This window comes from Sphingobium sufflavum, from assembly GCF_021403115.1.
GTDB lineage: Bacteria > Pseudomonadota > Alphaproteobacteria > Sphingomonadales > Sphingomonadaceae > Sphingobium > Sphingobium sufflavum.
This window is the reverse complement of record NZ_JAJSSH010000002.1, coordinates 326,454-345,633: the sequence shown is the minus strand read 5'-3', so window position 1 is coordinate 345,633 and position 19,180 is coordinate 326,454. Positions and strand designations below refer to the sequence as shown.

The following is a 19,180-nucleotide window of genomic DNA, read 5'->3' as shown; positions in this document are numbered from 1 at the left end:
CAAAAGGTCCGATGAAAGGTTGAACATGGAAATCAACGCCGCAGAAATTTCGAAGGTCATCAAGGACCAGATCGCCAGCTTCGGCACCGAGGCTCAGGTCAGCGAAGTCGGCACCGTGCTGAACGTCGGTGACGGCATCGCGCGCATCCATGGCCTCGACAACGTCCAGGCGGGCGAAATGGTCGAGTTCGCCAATGGCGTGCAGGGCATGGCGCTCAACCTCGAAGCCGATAACGTCGGCGTCGTGATCTTCGGCTCGGATGCCGAGATCAAGGAAGGCGATGTCGTCAAGCGCACCGGCACGATCGTCGACGTTCCCGTCGGCAAGGGCCTGCTGGGCCGCGTCGTGGACGGCCTGGGCAATCCCATCGACGGCAAGGGTCCGATCGTTTCCGACCTGCGCGCCCGCGTCGAAGCCAAAGCCCCCGGCATCATTCCCCGCCAGTCGGTTTCCGAGCCTGTGCAGACCGGCCTGAAGGCCATCGACACGCTGGTTCCTGTCGGCCGTGGCCAGCGCGAGCTGATCATCGGCGATCGCCAGACCGGCAAAACCGCCGTCGCGATCGACACCTTCATCAACCAGAAGGCTGCGAACGCCGGCACGGACGAGAGCAAGAAGCTTTACTGCATCTATGTCGCCGTCGGCCAGAAGCGCTCGACCGTCGCGCAGATCGTCCGCCAGCTCGAAGAGAATGGCGCGATGGAGTACACCATCGTCGTCGCGGCAACGGCTTCCGAGCCTGCTCCGCTTCAGTTCCTGGCGCCCTACACCGGCGCCGCGATGGGCGAATATTTCCGCGACAACGGCATGCACGGCCTGATCGTCTATGACGATCTGTCCAAGCAGGCCGTCGCCTATCGCCAGATGTCCCTGCTGCTGCGTCGTCCTCCGGGCCGCGAAGCCTATCCGGGCGACGTCTTCTATCTCCACAGCCGTCTCCTGGAGCGCGCGGCCAAGATGTCCGACGCTAACGGCGGCGGCTCTCTGACCGCCCTGCCGATCATCGAAACGCAGGCCGGCGACGTTTCGGCGTACATCCCGACCAACGTGATCTCGATCACCGACGGCCAGATCTTCCTCGAAACCAACCTCTTCTATCAGGGCGTCCGCCCGGCCATCAACGTCGGTCTGTCCGTGTCGCGCGTCGGCTCGGCCGCACAGACGAAGGCGATGAAGAAGGTGTCCGGTTCGATCAAGCTGGAGCTGGCCCAGTATCGCGAAATGGCTGCCTTCGCGCAGTTCGGTTCGGATCTCGACGCCTCCACGCAGAAGCTGCTGAACCGCGGCGCGCGCCTGACGGAACTGCTCAAGCAGGCCCAGTTCTCGCCGCTGCCCTTCGAGGAGCAGACCGCGTCGATCTTCGCGGGCACCAACGGCTATCTGGACGGTATCCCGACCAGCGACGTGACCCGCTATGAAGCTGCGATGCTGGCCTATCTGCGCCACGACCATGCCGACGTGCTGACCAAGATCCGCGACACCAAGGATCTCGGCGACGAGGCCAAGGGTAAGCTGGTCGAGGCGCTGAAGGCTTTCGGCAAGACGTTCGCATAAGCAGATGATCGTCATCCCAGCGAGGGCTGGGATCTTTGGTGGCCCCTATGGCCCCATGAGATCCCGACCTTCGCCAGGATGACGGGTTAAAGGGACCGAGATGGCATCTCTTAAGGAACTCAAAGGGCGGATCACCTCGGTCAAATCGACCCAGAAGATCACCAAGGCCAAGCAGATGGTCGCCGCCGCCAAGCTCCGCAAGGCGCAGGCCGCCGCCGAAGCCGCGCGCCCCTATTCGCAGCGTCTGGAAGGCGTGGTCGCAAGCCTCGCGTCCAAGGTCGGTGTCGGCGGTTCGCCGCTGCTGGCGGGCACGGGCAAGGATCAGGTCCACCTGATCGTCGTCGCCAATGGCGACAAGGGTCTGGCTGGCGCGTTCAACTCCAACATCGTCAAGGCCGCGATCATCAAGGCGAACGCCCTGATCGCGGAGGGCAAGACGGTGCAGTTCTTCCTGATCGGCCGCAAGGGCAAGGCTGTTCTCAGCCGCACCTTCCCCGGCCTGATCGTCGCGCAATATGACACGACGCATGTCCGCACGCCCGGCTATGACGAGGCGCAGGCCATCGCGAAGCAACTGACCGACCTGTATGAGGCTGGCCAGTTCGACGTCGCGCATCTATTCTATTCGGCGTTCCGCTCTGCCCTCGCGCAGATCCCGACCGAGCAGCAGATCATCCCCGTCAAGGTTCCGGAAGGCGGCGTCGCAACCTCCGACGCCACGGTGGACTATGAACCGGACGAGGAAAGCATCCTCGCCGACCTGCTGCCGCGCAACATCACCATCCAGATCTTCAAGGCCCTCCTTGAGAATCAGGCATCGGAGCAGGGTGCCTCGATGACCGCGATGGACAATGCGACGCGCAACGCGGGCGACCTCATCAAGAACCTGACGATCCAGTATAACCGCAGCCGTCAGGCCGCGATCACCACTGAACTCGTCGAAATCATCGCTGGCGCCGAAGCGCTCTAAAGACCGAAGGCAAGGAAACGAACCATGGCAACCACCAACAATGTGGGCAAGATCTCCCAGGTCATCGGCGCCGTCGTCGACGTGATCTTCGAGGACGGCCTCCCCTCCATTCTCAGCGCGTTGACCACCAGCAACAACGGCAACAAGCTGGTTCTGGAAGTCGCCCAGCATCTGGGTGAAAACACCGTCCGCACCATCGCGATGGACGCGACCGACGGCCTAACGCGCGGTCAGGAAGTCGTCGACACCGGCGCACAGATCACCGTGCCCGTCGGTCCCGAGACGCTCGGTCGCATCCTGAACGTCATCGGCGAGCCGATCGATGAGCGTGGCCCGGTCAACGCCAAGCTGTCGGCCCCGATCCACGCCAAGGCACCGGAATTCACCGAGCAGTCGACCGACGCCGCGATCCTGGTGACGGGTATCAAGGTCATCGACCTTCTCGCCCCCTATGCACGCGGTGGCAAGATCGGCCTGTTCGGCGGCGCCGGCGTGGGCAAGACCGTGCTCATCCAGGAACTCATCAACAACATCGCCAAGGGCCATGGCGGCGTGTCCGTGTTCGCCGGCGTGGGTGAACGCACCCGCGAGGGCAACGATCTCTATCACGAATTCCTCGACGCCGGCGTCATCGCCAAGGACGCCGACGGCAACCCGACCTCGGAAGGCTCCAAGGTCGCGCTGGTGTTTGGCCAGATGAACGAGCCGCCGGGCGCCCGCGCTCGCGTCGCCCTGTCGGGTCTGACCATGGCGGAATATTTCCGCGACCAGGAGGGCCAGGACGTGCTCTTCTTCGTCGACAACATCTTCCGCTTCACGCAGGCCGGTTCGGAAGTGTCCGCACTTCTCGGCCGTATTCCTTCCGCCGTGGGCTATCAGCCGACGCTGGCGACGGACATGGGCGCCCTTCAGGAGCGCATCACTTCCACCACCAAGGGTTCGATCACCTCGGTGCAGGCGATCTATGTTCCCGCGGACGATTTGACCGATCCGGCGCCTGCCGCGTCGTTCGCCCACTTGGACGCCACGACCACGCTGAACCGCGCGATTTCGGAGCTGGGCATCTACCCGGCGGTCGATCCGCTCGACTCCACCAGCCGCGTTCTGGAACCCCGCATCGTGGGCGAGGAGCATTATTCCACCGCCCGCCGCGTTCAGGAAACCCTCCAGAAGTACAAGTCGCTGCAGGACATCATCGCGATCCTGGGCATGGACGAGCTGTCCGAAGAGGATAAGCTGACCGTCGCCCGCGCGCGCAAGATCCAGAAGTTCCTGTCGCAGCCGTTCCACGTCGCAGAGGTCTTCACCGGCATCAGCGGCAAGTTCGTGCAGATCGAAGACACGGTGAAGTCGTTCAAGGCCGTCGTGGATGGCGAGTATGACCATCTGCCGGAGAACGCCTTCTACATGGTCGGCGGCATCGACGAAGCCGTCGAGAAGGCCAAGAAGCTGGCTGCCGAAGCCGCATAATCCTCTTCCCCTCTCCCTTCCTTCGCGGGGGGAGAGGCATAGGAAATAAAAATGGCACTGCATTTCGAACTCGTGACCCCTGAAAAGCTCGTCCTGTCCGAGGAAGTCCATATGGTCGTCGTCCCCGGCACCGAGGGCGAATTCGGCGTGCTGGAAGGCCATGCGCCCTTCATGTCGACGGTCAAGGACGGCGCGCTCAAGGTCTATGCGACCGCCAACGCCGAACCGCGCACCATCCTGGTCGAGGGCGGCTTTGCCGAGGTCAGCGAAAAGGGCCTGACGGTCCTCGCGGAAAAGGCTGAATAAGTCAGCGGGACAGCGGACGGACACCCCGTCCCATCCCCGGAAGCACAGGGCTGCGTCAGGCGACGTGGCCCTTTTTCTTTTGCGGCGATACTGAGGTTACATCGCGATAGGATTCGGGCTGGGAGAGGAGATTACCGTCGTTGCTCCGGGGCGTGGCCCAGACACTCTACCCGACGTCCTCTACTCCGGCGGCGCGCGATTCGGCATCCTGCTCGCCGGAATGACGGAAGGAGAGGCAATGAGAAGACGGCCGAACAGTCCCCTTTTCCATCCCCGTTCGTCCTGAACCTGTCGCAAGACCACCCTTCCCCTTCAGCCTCTCGACCAACTCAACCCGAACGAAATTGCGACCTCCCGGCCTGCCGCCCCCTCCCCTTGCGCCCCACCATACACTCGCCATCCACCTTGCAACCCATGCCGGCCTGCGCCACGATGCGCGTCCTCTCCCCGACGCAGCTACGGAGCCTCCGCCGTGCCCTTCCCCCTGTCCCGCCTGCCCCTGCTCGCTGTCGCGCTCTTCGTCTCGGCCAGCGCCCATGGCGACACGCCGAAGCCTATCCCCGCGCCCATCGCCGCCGCCGTCGCCGCGCCCACCCGCACCCCGGCCAATGTCGCGCGCGACGCCTATCGCCATCCCGCCGAAACCCTCGCCTTCTTCGGGGTCACGCCCGGCCAGACCGTGCTCGAATATAGCCCCGGCGGCGGCTGGTACACGGAGATACTGGCCCCCCTCACTCGCGACAACGGCCTGCTCTATGCGGGGCAGTCGGCGGGCCGGGGCTATGACGCGCTCGCCGCCAAGCTCGCCGCCGATCCCGCCACCTATGGCAAGGTGAAGCTGGTCGCATGGCCCGCCGAGGGCGCGATACCGGACGGCAGCGTCGATACCCTCCTGACCTTCCGCAACGTCCATAACATGGTGATGGCGGGCACGGGCGAGGCGACCTTCAAGCGGTTCTTCGCTATCCTCAAGCCCGGCGGCACTCTGGGCGTCGTCGATCATCGCCTGCCCGAAGGACGCGACACCGCGCTGGAGAAGAAGAGCGGCTATCTGAAGCTCTCCACCGTCCGCCGCCTCGCCGAACAGGCCGGGTTCGTGCTGGAGGCCCAGTCGGAGATCAACGCCAACCCACGCGACACCGCCGACTGGCCCGATGGAGTCTGGACCCTGCCGCCCACCTACCGGCTGGGCGATGTGGACCGCGCCCGATATGCCGCCATCGGCGAGAGCGACCGCATGACGCTGCGTTTCCGCAAGCCGCGCTGACCAGTACGGGCAGCACATATGGGAGAGGCTGACCCGCGCACCCGACGCGGATCAGCCCCTGCCCACCCGCCGCCGGACATTCGCGCATGGCAAACCATGCATCAGTCTCTGGCCCTGTTAGGCATTGCCCGTTTGCGGCCAGTGACTTCTCTCTCCCCCACCCCGCACGGCCGCTCCCCTTGCGTCCCCCACGACGAAAGGCGATGAGCATGGGTGACGCAGCGCGCAAGAGCGGCTAAGCGCCCGACGTGACTTCCTCCTCCGCCACCACCGCGTCCTCCGGGCCGCCCGCGGAACGCCCGCTCTACGCCATCGGCCTGCGCCTGGGCGCGGTCGTGGCGCTCAGCATGATGTGGGCGCTGGTCAAGCTGCTCGGCACGCGCGACGTGCATCTGGTCGAACTGCTCTTCTATCGTCAGGCGTTCGCCGTTCCGGTCGTCTATGCCTGGATCGTGTGGACCACCGGCCCGCGCGGCATCGCGACGAACCGGCTGGACCTGCACGTCACCCGCACCTTCGTTGGTCTGACCAGCATGGCCTTCAACTTCGGCGCGGTAATGCTGTTGCCGCTGGCGGAATCGACCACCATCGGCTTCAGCGCGCCGATCTTCGCGACGATCTTCTCCGCGCTGATCCTGCGGGAGGCGACGGGCATCCACCGCTGGATCGCGGTGCTGGTGGGCTTTGCCGGGGTCGTGGTCATGGCCCGGCCGGATGCGGGCCATTTCCCCCTCTTCGGCCTCGTCATCGCGATCATCGCGGCGGTCGGCGTTGCCACCATCTCCATCATCCTGCGCAGCATGGCACGCAGCGAGACGCCGTCCGCCATCGTCTTCTGGTTCACCCTGCTCTCCGTGCCGCCGCTGGGCCTGCTGATGCTCTGGTTCGGCCAGGGCCATGACCCGGTCACATGGGCGCTGATCCTCGCCATGGGCGTGTGCGGGGGGATCGCCCAGTTGCTGCTGACCAACGCGCTGAAATGGGCGCGGGTCGTGATCGTGATGCCCATGGATTATAGCGCCATCGTCTGGGCCGCGCTGCTGGGCTGGCTGTTCTGGGGCACGCTGCCCATCGCCTCCACCTGGCTCGGCGCGGGGCTGATCGTGGCGAGCGGCCTCTACATCGTCCTGCGTGAGCATCGGCTGGGCCGCATCGCCACGCTGCGGGCGCAGGCCGACGCCGAAATGCGCGAATGACGGGCCTGGAATGACGGGGCAGCGTCACGCCGACGCCGATCCCGCCATCACAACCGGCGTTACACCCGCCGATACGCCCGAATGATATTGTTCGCGGGCATGTCCACCAGCCGCATCGGCTCCAGCCCGCGCGCCCGCGCCGCCCGATCCACCGCCTCCAGATGGCGCAGGCCCCACGCCGGATTGCGATTGCGCAGGTCGATGTCGAAGGCGATATTGCTGGGCGCCGTCTCCACCGCGTCGCGAAAATACGGGCCGTAAAGGACCAGCGGCCCGCCCGGCGGCAGGATGCGCCCCGCCCCGTCGAGCAATCCCAGCGTCGCCTCCCATGGGCTGATATGCACCATGTTGACGCACAATATCGCCTCCGCATGGTCCAGCGGCCAGTGCTCCGCCGCCGCGTCCAGAGCGACCGGCGCGCGCAGATTGGGCAGCGCCCCCTCCTCCCGCCATGCCGATATGGACTCACGCGCCATCGCATCGGGATCGCTCGGCTGCCATTCCAGCGCGGGGAACAGGCCCGCCAGATAGGCGGCATGTTCGCCCGTACCGCTCGCCACCTCCAGCACCAGACCGGCGGTGGGCAGTTCGTCGCGCAGCACCGCTGCTATGCCTTCCCGGTTGCGCGCGGTCGCGGGGGCATGGCGGCGGGCGGTCACGGCCTTATTCCGCCGCTTCCGCCGGAGCCGGCGGGGTCCAGCTCAGCACGGGCTTCCGCGCCGCCTGCGTCTCGTCCAGCCGTCGGCGTGGCGCGAAATGCGGCGCGCCCTTCAGCGACGGATCGCCATTCTTGGCCCGCGTCGCGACGGAACGGAGCGCGCCGATAAACTGGTCCAGCCCCGCCTTGCTCTCCGTCTCGGTCGGCTCGACCAGCATCGCGCCATGGACGACCAGCGGGAAATACATGGTCATCGGGTGGAAGCCCTCGTCGATAAGGCCCTTGGCCACGTCGATGGTGGAGAAGCCCTCGGCCAGTCCTTTGTCGCTGAACAACGCCTCATGCATGCACGGCCCTGCCGCCCCGAATGGTGCGTCCAGCACGCCCTCCAGACTGCGCAGCACATAATTGGCGTTCAGCACGGCATCGCCGCTGACCTGCCGCAACCCGTCATTGCCATGGCTGAGCATATAGGTCAGCGCGCGGGTGTACATGCCCATCTGCCCGTGGAAGGCGGTCATCCGGCCAAAGCTGCCCGCATGATGCTCGCCCGCCGTTTCCTCCTCGATCAGGTGCAGTGAGCCATCCTCGCCCCGCTCCACGAAGGGCAGCGGCGCATAGGGGGCCAGCGCCGCCGAGAGCACGACCGGACCCGAACCGGGACCGCCGCCGCCATGGGGGGTGGAGAATGTCTTGTGCAGATTGATGTGCATCGCATCGACGCCCAGATCGCCCGGCCGCACCCGGCCCACGATGGCGTTGAAATTGGCCCCGTCGCAATAGACGAACGCGCCCACGCCATGCACCGCATCGGCGATCACCTTCATGTCCCGCTCGAACAGGCCGCAAGTGTTGGGGTTGGTAATCATCACCGCCGCCACATCGGGGCCGAGCCGTGCGGTCAGCGCCGCGACGTTCACCCGGCCATCCTCCGTCGCGGGAATATCCTCGACCCGGTATCCGCAGAAAGCCGCCGTCGCCGGATTGGTGCCGTGCGCGCTTTCGGGGACCAGGATCACCGACCGCGCATCGCCCTGCGCCTCCAGCGCGGCCCGGATCGCCAGCAGCCCGCACAGTTCGCCATGCGCACCCGCCTTGGGGCTGAGCGCGACCGCCGCCATATTGGTCAACTTCAACAGCCAGTCGGACAATTGCTCCATCACGCCCAGCGCGCCCTGCACGGTGGAGACAGGCTGCAACGGGTGCACATCCGCGAAACCGGGCAACCGCGCCACGCTCTCGTTCAGGCGCGGATTATGCTTCATCGTGCAGGAGCCGAGCGGGAAGACGCCCAGGTCGATGCCGTAATTCTGACGCGACAGGCGGGTGTAATGGCGCACCGTCTCCGGCTCCGACAGGCCCGCCAGCCCAATGGGCGCGCTACGATCCAGCCCACCCAGCCGCGACGGGGCCGCCGGCGCCGGCTCCAGATCGACGCCCGTGGTCCGGTCATCGCCCAGTTCAAAGATCAGCGCCTCTTCCAGCATCAGGCCGCGATTGCCGGTGAAAGTCGCGGGAATGGCGTCGCCCTGTTCGACAGCGACCGGGGCCGTGGGGCGGCCTTCCTTCAGCATGCTCATGCCAGCACCTCCGTCAATCCGTTCGCCAGTGCCTCGACATCCTCGTCCGTCACCGTCTCCGTCACTGCGACCACCAGTCCGTTGGCAAGGCCCGTCTCCCCCGGATACAGCCGCCCCAGCGACACCCCGCCCAATATATGGCGGTCGGCCAGCGCCCGCGCCGCCTCCCGCGCATCCTTGGGCAGCACCAAGGTAAACTCGTTGAAGAACCCATCGTTCAACAGCGACACACCCGGCACCTGCGCCAGCCGCTCCGCCGCCTTCACCGCCTTGGCATGGTTCAGCGCCGCCAGATCGCGCAGGCCCCGCTCGCCCAGCAGCGTCATATGGATGCTGAACGCCAGCGCGCACAGGCCGCTGTTGGTGCAGATGTTGGACGTCGCCTTCTCGCGCCGGATATGCTGCTCGCGCGTGGACAGGGTCAGCACGAAACCGCGCTTGCCCTCCGCATCCACCGTCTGCCCGCACAACCGGCCCGGCATCTGTCGCACCAGCTTCTCCTTGCAGGCGAACAGGCCCAGATAAGGTCCGCCGAATTGCAGGCCGACGCCGATGCTCTGGCCCTCGCCCACCACAATGTCCGCGCCCATCTCGCCGGGCGACCGGATCGCGCCCAGCGCCAGAGGCTCCGTCACCACCGCGATCAGCAGCGCCCCCGCCGCATGGGCCGCCTCCGCAATCGGGGTCAGGTCAGTGATCCGGCCGAGAATATCGGGATATTGCACCACGACACAGCTCGTATCCCGGTCGATCGCCGCGATCAGCGCCTCCGCATCCGTCTCCGCCGTCAGGGCGGGCGCGCCATGCACCAGCACGTCCCCGGTAAACTTCGCCATCGTGCCCGCGACGGAGACATAATGGGGATGCAGGCCCGACGACAACAGGCCCTTGCCCCGCTTCGTCACCCGCCGCGCCATCACGATCGCTTCCCAGCAGGCGGTCGACCCGTCGTACATGGAGGCGTTGGCTACATCCATGCCATAGAGGCGCGCCACCTGCGTCTGGAACTCGAACAGCACCTGCAACGTGCCCTGCGCGATCTCCGGCTGATAGGGGGTGTAGGCGGTCAGGAACTCGCCGCGCTGGATCAGATGATCCACGCTGGCGGGCACATGATGCTTGTACGCCCCCGCACCGAGGAAGAAGGGCACGCTGCCCGCCGCCATATTCTGCCCGGCCAGCGCCGCCATATGCCGCTGCACCGCCATTTCGCTGGCATGGGCGGGCAGGCCCGGCACCGGCCCGTCAAGCAGGGCGGCGGCGGGCACGTCTGCAAACAGGGCCTCCACGGAGGACGCCCCGATGACGTCCAGCATGGCGGCGCGGTCGGCATCGGACAGGGGCAGGTAACGCATCAATCGGGCCTTCTCATGCAGGCAGGGGAGGCATCGGCCTCAAAGATTCGCGACAAATTCCTTGTACGCGGCCTCGTCCATCAGTTCGTCCAGTTCAGACGTGTCGGTCAGGCGCAGCTTGAAGAACCAGCCGTCCTCCTCCGCATCCGAATTGACCAGCGCCGGTTCATCCTCCAGCGCACCATTGGCTTCCACCACCTCGCCGGAGATGGGGGCATAGACGTCGGACGCCGCCTTGACGGATTCGACCACGGCGGCATCGTCGCCCTTGGCGAAGACCTTGCCCTCTGCGGGCAGTTCCACGAACACGATGTCGCCCAATTGCTCCTGCGCATAATCGGTGATGCCCACGGTGGCGATGTCGCCGGACACGTCGATCCATTCATGTTCGTCGGTGAAATAGCGGCTCATGTCGTGGCTCCTCTGCGGACGTAGCGGTGGGGGACGAAGGGCATGGCCGCGACCTTCGCGGTCAGATGCTTGCCTCGCACTTCGATGGTGAGGGGGGTGCCGGTCGCGGCGTGGGCGGCATCGACCCAGCCCATCGCGATCGGCGCACCGATGCTCGGCGCGAAACCACCGGAGGTTACGGTGCCGACCTGCGTCTCGCCCGCATGGATGGCCGCACCCTCGCGCGCGGGCAGCCGCCCGTCCAGCGTCAGGCCGACGCGCACCTGCGCGGGCGCACCCAGCAATTCCGCCATGACGCGCGCATCGCCCAGAAAACCGCCCTCCGTCCGGCGGCGCTTCGACACGGCAAAGCCCAGCCCGGCGGCAATCACGCTCACGCCCGGATGCAGGTCATGCCCATAGAGCGGCAGGCCCGCCTCCAGCCGCAGCGAATCGCGCGCGCCCAGCCCGATGGGCTTCACCTCCGGCTGCGCGGTCAGTGCGTCGGCCAACGCCTCGGCATCGTCAGCATGGACCGAAATCTCGAACCCGTCCTCGCCGGTATAGCCCGACCGGCTGATCCCCAGCGGCCGCTCGCCCCACAGATAGGGCGCGGCTTCCATGAAGCGCAGCCCCTCGACAGCCGGCGCGCCCTCGGCGGCGGGGACGAGGCCCAGCCGCGCCAGCGCATCGACCGCCTTCGGTCCCTGCAGGGCCAGCAACGCATGCTCGTCCTGGTAATGGAGGTGGATCTCGTCCGGCAGAAATTCCCGCAAATGGGCGATATCGTCCCATTTGCACGCGCCATTGACGATCAGGAACAGGTGGTCGCCCGCATTGGTGACCATCAGATCATCCAAAATACCGCCATTCTCGTCCAGCAGCAGCGAGTAACGGACCTTGCCCGCCTTCAGGCCGATGACGTCGCCGGGCAGGATCTTCTCCAGCTCCGCCGCCGCGTTCGGTCCACTGACCTGCAACTGGCCCATATGGCTGACATCGAACAGGCCCGCACTCTCGCGCGTCCACAGATGCTCGGCGATGATGCCGTCATACTGGATGGGCAGCCAGTAACCGGCGAACTCCACCATCCGCCCGCCACGCGCCCGGTGCCAGGCGTCCAGCGGCAAAGCCTCGGTAGGCTGCACATCAAGTCCAATGGATGCATCGTCGCTCATAGCAATTCCCGTAAAAAGGACGCGGTCCGGCTGGCCGCGTGGATTGCGACACCGTTCCGACCCCCTCTGTCACGGAACCTGAGAGCTTTGACCGGCCCGCCATCGCATGGATCGCAAACCGGCTTACCCCTTCGGTGGGACGCGGGTGTGACCCCTTGTCCGCTTTCCAGAGTGTCTATGCCACTGCGGTCCTTTGGACCTGAGAGATTCCGGGGTGGTTGCTCCTTCGGCGGCCTCCGCGCCTTTCGGCCGGACGACGCTCTCCCGCAGTGACCCTGCCACGCTGCCCAATCGAAATTGTGCAACGCACCAGCGACGGCCCAGACATGACCGCCCGCCCGATTCGAGTCAATCGCGCATACGCGGCCGCGCGCGTCCCGCCGTCACCCCAAAGACCAAAAGCCCCGGAAATCAGGGGAATCAGGATATGACTGGCTCGTCTTTTCCACAGATTTCGGCATGGGCGCGGGTGGCATAGCGGTCGGTCATGCCCGCGATATAGTCCCCGATGTGGCGACTGCGCGACGGTTCCTCCGCCGGAATCGTCTCCGCCCAGCGCGGCGTCATCAACGCGGGATCGGCGCGATAAGCCGAATACAGGCCCCGCACCGTCCGGTCCGCCCGGTCGGCGGCGTCCAGTTGCTCCGGGTGGTGATAGAGGTTGGCATACATGAAGCGGGTCAGCCCCCGCTCCTCCTCCGCCATCGCCGGGCTGAACCCCGCGATCATCCGCCCGGCGGCGCGCACGTCCGCCACATCGCCGACGCCCGTCTCCGCAATGGCCGCCTGCGTGCTGGCGATCACGTCATTGACCATCACGCCGATCTGGTCGCGGATCAGCTCGCGCACCAGCCGATGCTCCGCCACCTGCGGATAGCGCGCCCGCACCCGGTCCCACCCGCGCGCGACCAGCGGCAGTTCCAGCAACTGCTCGATGCTCAGCAGCCCGGCGCGCAGGCCATCGTCGATGTCATGATTGTCATAGGCGATGTCGTCGGACACCGCCGCCACCTGCGCCTCCAGCGATGGCCATGTGTGCAGGTCCAGCGGATAAGCCGCGTCGATTTCCCGCATCGCCCAGCCCGGATTCAGGACGGGGCCATTATGCTTGGCCAGCCCCTCCAGCGTCTCCCAGCTCAGGTTCAGGCCGTCGAACAGCGGATAGGGCGTCTCCAGCCGCATCAATGTCCGCAGGCAATGGGCGTTGTGGTCGAACCCGCCCTGCTCCGCCAGCACCGCCTCCAGCGCATCCTCGCCCGCATGGCCGAATGGCGGATGGCCAATGTCATGCGCCAGGCACAGCGCCTCGGTCAGATCCTCGTTCAGGCCCAGCGCGCGCGCGATGGTCCGGCCGATTTGCGCTACCTCCAGGCTGTGGGTCAGGCGGACGCGATAATGATCGCCGTCGGGCGCGACGAACACCTGCGTCTTGTGGCGCAGGCGGCGAAAACTGATGCTGTGGATGATGCGGTCGCGGTCGCGCTGAAAGGCGTCGCGTGGCCCCCGTTCGGCCCCACCCGGCTCGGCATGTTCCCGCCCCCGGCTCTGCGCCGGATCGCTGGCATAGGGTGCCATCCATCGCCCCGGTCCGCCGGGCACGGTAACCGCCGTCACTTGCCGGACAATCGCGTGACCGCCTCACCCGCCTCACTCTGCCAGACGAAACCGTCGCTGCCCGCCTTCTTGAGGTCGCCCAGCACCGCCTTCGCCTTGGTCACGCTGACATAGGGTCCGACCAGCAGACGGCGCGTCGCACCCCATTCGGCGGTCGATGCGCTCTCGTCGGCCAGCACGGCATAGGTCTTGCGCAACCGGCGCATGTCGAACGCCAGCGCGGCGGGATCGCGCCCCGTGGCGATCTGTATCCAGATGCGCGCGGGATTGGCCTTGATCCGCGCCTTCTCCTCCGCCTCCGCCTTTGCCTTGGCGTCGGCCTCCGCTTTCGCCTTGGCGGCGGCGTCCTTCTTCGCCTTGTCGGCGACGGCCTTGCGCTTGTTCGCCGCCTGGATTCGGGCGACCTCGTTCAGGTCCACCGCAGGGGCGGCGGCGGCGCGTTCGGCATCGTCCGACACCTGAATATCCGCCATGATCGCCGCCAGCGTCCGCAACGGCGTCGCGGGCGCAGGCCCCGAAACCGGCGCGACGCTGAAGCCCGGCTGCGGCCCTTCCGCGGTGACCGGACCGGGGGCCGAAGCCAAGGCCGGAACGGGAGCCGAAGCCGGTGCCGAGACTGGCGCAGGCTGGGCAACAGGCGACGAAGCGACCGCCGCCGTACGTGGAGCGGGAGCGGGAGTGGGAACAGGCGCAGGCGTCGGAACGGCGGACGGCTGCCCCCCCTCACCCATCATCGGCCCCTGCACCGGACGCGCGGCACCGGACGCCGCCGGTTGCGTTGGCTGCACAAAGGGCGCCGGTCCCGCACCCGACGGGGCGGAGGCCACACGCGACGCGGCAGCCGCCGATGGCTGAGCGACCGGCTGCACCGTCGCGACTGACGCACCGCCCTGCACAGGCTGCACCGTCACGGGCGTCCGCGCCCTCGCGGCAGGCGAAACCGCCGCCACCCGAACGCCCGACGGCACCGGCGCCGCTGTCGAGGATGGCATGGCAGTCGGGACCGGCCCCTGCGCCGGGGCCGCCATCGCCATGGTCCCGCCCATCGTCATCACGCCGCGCGTCGCCACGCGCCGCTGTTCCGCCGCGCTGTAGCCATCGGGATCGTCGTCACCGGGCCGCGCGCTGGCCATCGCTCCCACGCTGCCGCCGGGCGACGGGATCGGCTGCACCATCGCAGGCGGAGCATCGCCGCGCGGCATGGCGGCCAACAGGCTGCTATCCTCGGCCGGTGCCGCAGGCGTCACGGTCGCGGGGGCGGCCTTGCGCCGGTCGCGGGACGTGCGCCGGGCCGTGGCATCGGCCCGCGCCGGGGCGGATGTCGGCGGCGGCGATGTCACCGTCGCCAGCCGCAGGCCATCGGCGGGGAACTGGCCATAATGGGTGGCCGCCGCCTTCTGCGCCGGGGTCAGCGATCCCATGCGCAGCAGATAGGGTTCCATCGCGTCGGACAACGAGCGCGGCATGATGGTCTGCGCGATGCGTTTTGCCTCCGCCGTGCGACCGTTCATCGCCAGAATCATCGTGCGGTCGCGCCACGCCGCCCGGTCGCTCCGGTACAGCAGGGGCCGCAACTGCGCCTCGGCCAGATCGACCTTGCCGGAAATGCCCAGCGAAACCGCATAGCCCCGGATCAGGTCGGTGTTCGCCGGGTCCGCGCGTAGCGCCAGCGCATAGTCGCGCTGCGCCTTGTCCTGCTGGCCGGTCAGGTCATAGATCAGCGCCCGTTCCGGCAGATAGGCGTCCGCCGTCTCGCCCAGCGCGGTCGCCTCGTCGAAATAGGCCGCCGCATCGCGCGGCTGCTTGAGCGCGACCGACACCAGCGCCAGCCCCAGCTTGACCCGGCCGATGCGCGGATTGACCAGGTTGGCGCGCGTGAAGAAGCCATTGGCCGCCTGCGCATCGCCCAGTTCATAGGAGGCCATGCCCGCGCCGATCAACGCCTCCGTATCGGTCGGCTGGCGCGACAGGCGGGTGAGGTTCTGGTTCAGCCGCTCCACCGCCATGGCCGGGGGTGTCGCCTGCACCATCGCACCGGTCTGCGCCACCGCGGTGGACAGGGGCAATACCAGCGACAGGGGAAGGGAGAGCGCCAGACAAGCCGTCACCGAAAGGCCCGATACCGAACCGCCCCAGGTCAATTTCACAGCGACATCCTCATTTCCGACGGATCATTTCAACGGCTCAATTTCCCGGCGCCCTGCCGGAAGACACCCGGCGGAAGGCGTCCGGCCAGATGCCGCCCTCCCGCACAAACCAATTCCGCACGGCGCAATCCCGAATGGAACCATCCCGAATTGTGCCACCCTACACGCCGACATGTCCGGCCTGTCCCGATGACAGGACCGGGCGAGAACGGGAGCGCAAACGGACCATATCGTGACGACCCCGCACACCGCATCCTGTCGCAGGCTGCACCGCCGGGCGAAAAACCCGCGCCGGGTGCATGACGACAGGCCCGGCGCCCGTCCGGCCTGTCCGCCTGACAGGCCGATCCGGCCCGGAGCAAAGTCCGCTCCGATGGCATCGGCCGGGCTAAATTCTTTGATTGACCGCATTTTCTGGGCCAGCAGATGGTCCCACCGGCTTCGAAAAATCTCTAGCCGCGATGCCCGCCCTTCGACAGGGCCGGGATGCCCCGCTGCGACGGCCGGTTGCGAAAAAGGGACGGACATGCCAGCGCCTGCCCGTCCCCTCCTTCATCTCGCTTACTGGTTGTTCTGCCGGTTGAGAAAACGGGGCACGTCGAACTCGCCCTTCTTCTCTTCCTCCGCCTCGCCCTCGCGGGCGCTGCCGCCCCGCGCGAGCAGCGACATGCGCTCGAACAGGGTGCCGCCACCGGCCGCTGCGCCCCGGCCTGCGGGGGCCTTGGGCGCGGCGGGCTGCTCAGGCTCCAGCCGCTGCGCGATGGAACCCAGGTCCAGCGCATCGAAATCGCCGTCGGCCTTCTCGTCCAGGAACAGCTCGTCGCTCTTGGTTACGGGCGCTTCCTCACGGATGAAGGACTGCGTCTTGACCGGCGGCAGCTCGACGTCCTCCTGCACGACAGGCTCCGGGGCCCTGGCCACCGGCTCGCTCACCGCCAGATGGTCTTCCGCATGACCCTGCGCCTCGGCGGCGGGTTCCGTGCCGAACGGCTGCTGGTCGAGCGGAGTCGGCGCCGGGACCGGAGCGGACGGAGCGCCCGCCGCCGGGGACGCCGCGCGCAGGCCGCCACCCATCTGCTTGAAGTCATAGGGCTTGCTCTGCTGCGCCGCTGCGACCACCGCATCGGCGTCGATGCCGGTGGCGACCACCGACACGCGGATCTTGCCGTTCAGATTCTCGTTGAACGCGCTGCCCCAGATGATGTTGGCGTCCGGGTCGACCAGTTCGCGGATGTGGTTCGCGGCCTCGTCCACTTCCATCAGGCGCATGTCCTCGCCGCCGACGATGGACACGATCACGCCCTTGGCGCCGCGCATCGACACGCCGTCGAGCAGCGGGTTGGCGATCGCCTTCTCCGCCGCCGCCAGCGCACGACCGTCACCCTCGGCCTCGCCCGTGCCCATCATCGCCTTGCCCATCTCCTCCATCACGGAACGCACGTCCGCAAAGTCGAGGTTGATGAGGCCCGGCATAATCATCAGGTCGGTGATGCCGCGCACACCCTGTTGCAGCACCTCGTCGGCCATCTCGAACGCTTCCTTGAAGGTCGTGTTCGGGTTGGCGATCAGGAAGAGGTTCTGGTTGGGGATGACGATCAGCGTATCGACATGCTTTTGCAGCTCCTCAATGCCCGCGTCCGCCGCCTTCGACCGGCGATTGCCTTCGAAGGTGAAGGGCTTGGTCACGACGCCCACGGTCAGCACGCCCTTTTCCTTCGCCGCCTTGGCGATGACGGGGGCCGCGCCCGTGCCGGTGCCGCCGCCCATGCCGGCCGCGATGAAGCACATATGGACGCCTTCCAGCGCCTCCTGCAATTCCGCGATCGTCTCTTCCGCCGCCGCGCGGCCGATGTCGGGACGCGACCCTGCGCCCAGACCCTCGGTGATGCGGGGGCCAAGCTGGATGCGACGTTCCGCTGGCGACGCGTTCAGCGCCTGCGCGTCGGTGTTGGCGACGACGAAATCGACACCCTCTACCCCGGCCGCGATCATGTTCGCGATCGCGTTGCCACCCGCGCCGCCTGCGCCGATGACGGTAATCCGCGGCTTCAGCTCATCCACATGGGGCGGCCCGATCTCAATGCTCATTCAATTATCTCCTTCGACCTGCCACGGGCGGGAGCGGTCAGGTGCCTTTGTTGATTCATGCACCATTACCGCCGCCACTTCATCCCCCATTTTTAACCAAATCGTAAAAACCCCGCCCCTGTGCCCTGCCGTGAGCGGGAAAATCAATAATTGGCGCGGAACGCCGTGATGAGGCGCTGCAACCAGGCCGATCGACCCGTGCGGTGCACCGTCGTCGTCGCGGGCGCGATCGACCGCAGGTCCAGCGGGTTGCTCGCGACATGCAACGCGATCCCGGCGAGGGTGGAAAAGGCCGGGCCGCCATGCGCTTCCGGCAGAGCGGCCAGCCCCTTGGGCCGCCCGATCCGCACCGCCCGACCCAGCGCCGTCTGCGCATAGTCGGCAATGCCCTTCAGTTCCGCCCCGCCGCCGGTCAGCACCACCTGACGCGCCACCGGCCCCTGAAAGCCCATGCTCTCCAGCGCGGCGGCCACATCCTTCATCAACCGGCCCAACCGGTCGCAGATCACGCCGACCAGTTCGGCCCGCGTCACCTTGCGCCCGTCATTGCTCTCCGCCCCGCCGGTCGCGGGCGCGATCTCGATCATCTCGCGGAAATCGCGGCGCGACTGCATGGCGGAGCCATAGAAGCATTTCATGCGCTCCGCCTGACTGCGCCTTATGCCGAATGCGGACGCGATGTCGTCGGTAATATCCGCCGCACCGACCGGGATGGAGCGCAGGTCGACCAGCATCCCGCCCGAAAAGAGCGAGACATTGGTGACGCCCGCGCCCAGCTCGACCAGCGCCACGCCCAGATCGCGCTCCTCCTCCGACAGGCAGGCAAGGCCCGTCGCGACCGGCGCGGCGATGATGCCCTCGACATTCAGATAGGCGGAGCGGACGCAATGCTCCAGATTGGCCAGCGGCGCACCGTCCGCCTGCATCACATGGACGTCGACCGACAGCCGCTCCGCATGCAGGCCGACCGGGTTGCGCACGCCGTCCGTGGTGTCGATGGTGTAGAGGGTGGGATGCGCGTGCAGCACCATGCGGCCGTCCGGCTCCACCCCCTCGCGCGCGCGCGCCAGCAGCTCGTCCACGTCGGCCTGCTGGATGCGGCGGTTGGCGATGTCGATGTCCACGCACATCACGTCGCTGACCAGACTGCCGCCGGAAAAGCTGACATGGACGCTTTCGATATTGGTGCCGGCAACCTTCTCCGCCTGCTCCACCGTCTCGCGGATCGCCTGTTCGGTGCGCTCCATGTCGGCGATGAAGCCGCGGCGCACGCCCCGGCTCTCCCGCTGGCCAGTGCCCAGAATGACGAGGGTGCCGTCCTCCTGCCGCCCGGCGATCAGAGCGGAGACCTTCCACGATCCCACGTCGATCGCGGTGATGAGTTTTTCTACGCGCGGGCCTGCCAT

General features: G+C 67.0%; 15 protein-coding genes and 2 riboswitches. Of the genes, 6 read left to right on the top strand and 9 right to left on the bottom strand.

Translation table 11 applies throughout. The annotated features are described in order from the left end of the window. Nucleotides 1–25 precede the first annotated feature (25 nt). The 6 genes from atpA (at nucleotide 26) to LWE61_RS04865 (ending at nucleotide 6,764) form a co-directional block, all read left to right on the top strand. Nucleotides 26–1,555 carry a F0F1 ATP synthase subunit alpha gene (atpA, locus tag LWE61_RS04890; protein ID WP_234148908.1) on the top strand — a complete coding sequence of 510 codons (1,530 nt, stop codon included), beginning with the start codon at nucleotides 26–28 and terminating at the stop codon, nucleotides 1,553–1,555. Between the two features lie 100 nt (nucleotides 1,556–1,655). Continuing rightward, nucleotides 1,656–2,525 carry a F0F1 ATP synthase subunit gamma gene (locus LWE61_RS04885; RefSeq protein WP_234148907.1) on the top strand — a complete coding sequence of 290 codons (870 nt, stop codon included), beginning with the start codon at nucleotides 1,656–1,658 and terminating at the stop codon, nucleotides 2,523–2,525. A gap of 24 nt (nucleotides 2,526–2,549) precedes the next feature. Continuing rightward, nucleotides 2,550–3,995 carry a F0F1 ATP synthase subunit beta gene (gene atpD, locus LWE61_RS04880; RefSeq protein ID WP_234148906.1) on the top strand — a complete coding sequence of 482 codons (1,446 nt, stop codon included), beginning with the start codon at nucleotides 2,550–2,552 and terminating at the stop codon, nucleotides 3,993–3,995. 51 nt (nucleotides 3,996–4,046) lie between these two features. After that, the gene (locus tag LWE61_RS04875; protein ID WP_234148905.1) at nucleotides 4,047–4,301 is read left to right on the top strand and encodes an ATP synthase F1 subunit epsilon; all 255 of its coding nucleotides are present in this window, start codon (nucleotides 4,047–4,049) and stop codon (nucleotides 4,299–4,301) included. A 472-nt stretch (nucleotides 4,302–4,773) separates the two neighbouring features. Continuing rightward, nucleotides 4,774–5,568, top strand: a complete 795-nt coding sequence (locus LWE61_RS04870) for a class I SAM-dependent methyltransferase (RefSeq protein ID WP_234148904.1) — start codon at nucleotides 4,774–4,776, stop codon at nucleotides 5,566–5,568. A gap of 248 nt (nucleotides 5,569–5,816) precedes the next feature. Further along, entirely contained in the window at nucleotides 5,817–6,764 is a 948-nt protein-coding gene (locus LWE61_RS04865) for a DMT family transporter (protein ID WP_326490601.1), read from the top strand. A 59-nt stretch (nucleotides 6,765–6,823) separates the two neighbouring features. On the opposite strand, the gene LWE61_RS04860 is transcribed toward LWE61_RS04865, so the two are convergent. The 9 genes from LWE61_RS04860 to ftsA all read right to left on the bottom strand — a co-directional run bounded on the left by LWE61_RS04860 (nucleotide 6,824) and on the right by ftsA (nucleotide 19,180). Then, the gene (locus tag LWE61_RS04860; RefSeq protein ID WP_234148903.1) at nucleotides 6,824–7,423 is read right to left on the bottom strand and encodes a DUF938 domain-containing protein; all 600 of its coding nucleotides are present in this window, start codon (nucleotides 7,421–7,423) and stop codon (nucleotides 6,824–6,826) included. 4 nt (nucleotides 7,424–7,427) lie between these two features. Beyond that, nucleotides 7,428–9,002 carry an aminomethyl-transferring glycine dehydrogenase subunit GcvPB gene (gene gcvPB, locus LWE61_RS04855; protein ID WP_234148902.1) on the bottom strand — a complete coding sequence of 525 codons (1,575 nt, stop codon included), beginning with the start codon at nucleotides 9,000–9,002 and terminating at the stop codon, nucleotides 7,428–7,430. Then, nucleotides 8,999–10,357: an aminomethyl-transferring glycine dehydrogenase subunit GcvPA gene (gcvPA, locus tag LWE61_RS04850; RefSeq protein ID WP_234148901.1), complete on the bottom strand. Its 1,359-nt coding sequence runs from the start codon at nucleotides 10,355–10,357 to the stop codon at nucleotides 8,999–9,001. The genes gcvPB and gcvPA overlap by 4 nt, the downstream gene beginning before the upstream one ends. 39 nt (nucleotides 10,358–10,396) lie before the next feature. Continuing rightward, nucleotides 10,397–10,768 (bottom strand): glycine cleavage system protein GcvH, encoded by a 372-nt coding sequence (gene gcvH / locus LWE61_RS04845; protein WP_234148900.1) that lies wholly within the window; start codon nucleotides 10,766–10,768, stop codon nucleotides 10,397–10,399. Then, nucleotides 10,765–11,925, bottom strand: a complete 1,161-nt coding sequence (gene gcvT, locus LWE61_RS04840) for a glycine cleavage system aminomethyltransferase GcvT (protein WP_234148899.1) — start codon at nucleotides 11,923–11,925, stop codon at nucleotides 10,765–10,767. Before gcvT ends, gcvH begins: the two co-directional genes overlap by 4 nt. Before the next feature lie 56 nt (nucleotides 11,926–11,981). Further along, a riboswitch (glycine riboswitch) is annotated at nucleotides 11,982–12,101 on the bottom strand. Continuing rightward, nucleotides 12,102–12,202: riboswitch (glycine riboswitch) on the bottom strand. It abuts the riboswitch before it with no gap. Between the two features lie 143 nt (nucleotides 12,203–12,345). Beyond that, nucleotides 12,346–13,500, bottom strand: coding sequence for a deoxyguanosinetriphosphate triphosphohydrolase (locus tag LWE61_RS04835; RefSeq protein ID WP_234148898.1), 1,155 nt, complete (start codon nucleotides 13,498–13,500; stop codon nucleotides 12,346–12,348). 35 nt (nucleotides 13,501–13,535) lie between these two features. Continuing rightward, nucleotides 13,536–15,686 (bottom strand): tetratricopeptide repeat protein, encoded by a 2,151-nt coding sequence (locus LWE61_RS04830; RefSeq protein ID WP_234148897.1) that lies wholly within the window; start codon nucleotides 15,684–15,686, stop codon nucleotides 13,536–13,538. 561 nt (nucleotides 15,687–16,247) lie between these two features. Then, complete coding sequence (gene ftsZ, locus LWE61_RS04825) at nucleotides 16,248–17,774, bottom strand: cell division protein FtsZ (RefSeq protein WP_234148896.1); 1,527 nt, start codon at nucleotides 17,772–17,774, stop codon at nucleotides 16,248–16,250. Between the two features lie 143 nt (nucleotides 17,775–17,917). Further along, nucleotides 17,918–19,180: a cell division protein FtsA gene (gene ftsA / locus LWE61_RS04820; protein WP_234148895.1), complete on the bottom strand. Its 1,263-nt coding sequence runs from the start codon at nucleotides 19,178–19,180 to the stop codon at nucleotides 17,918–17,920.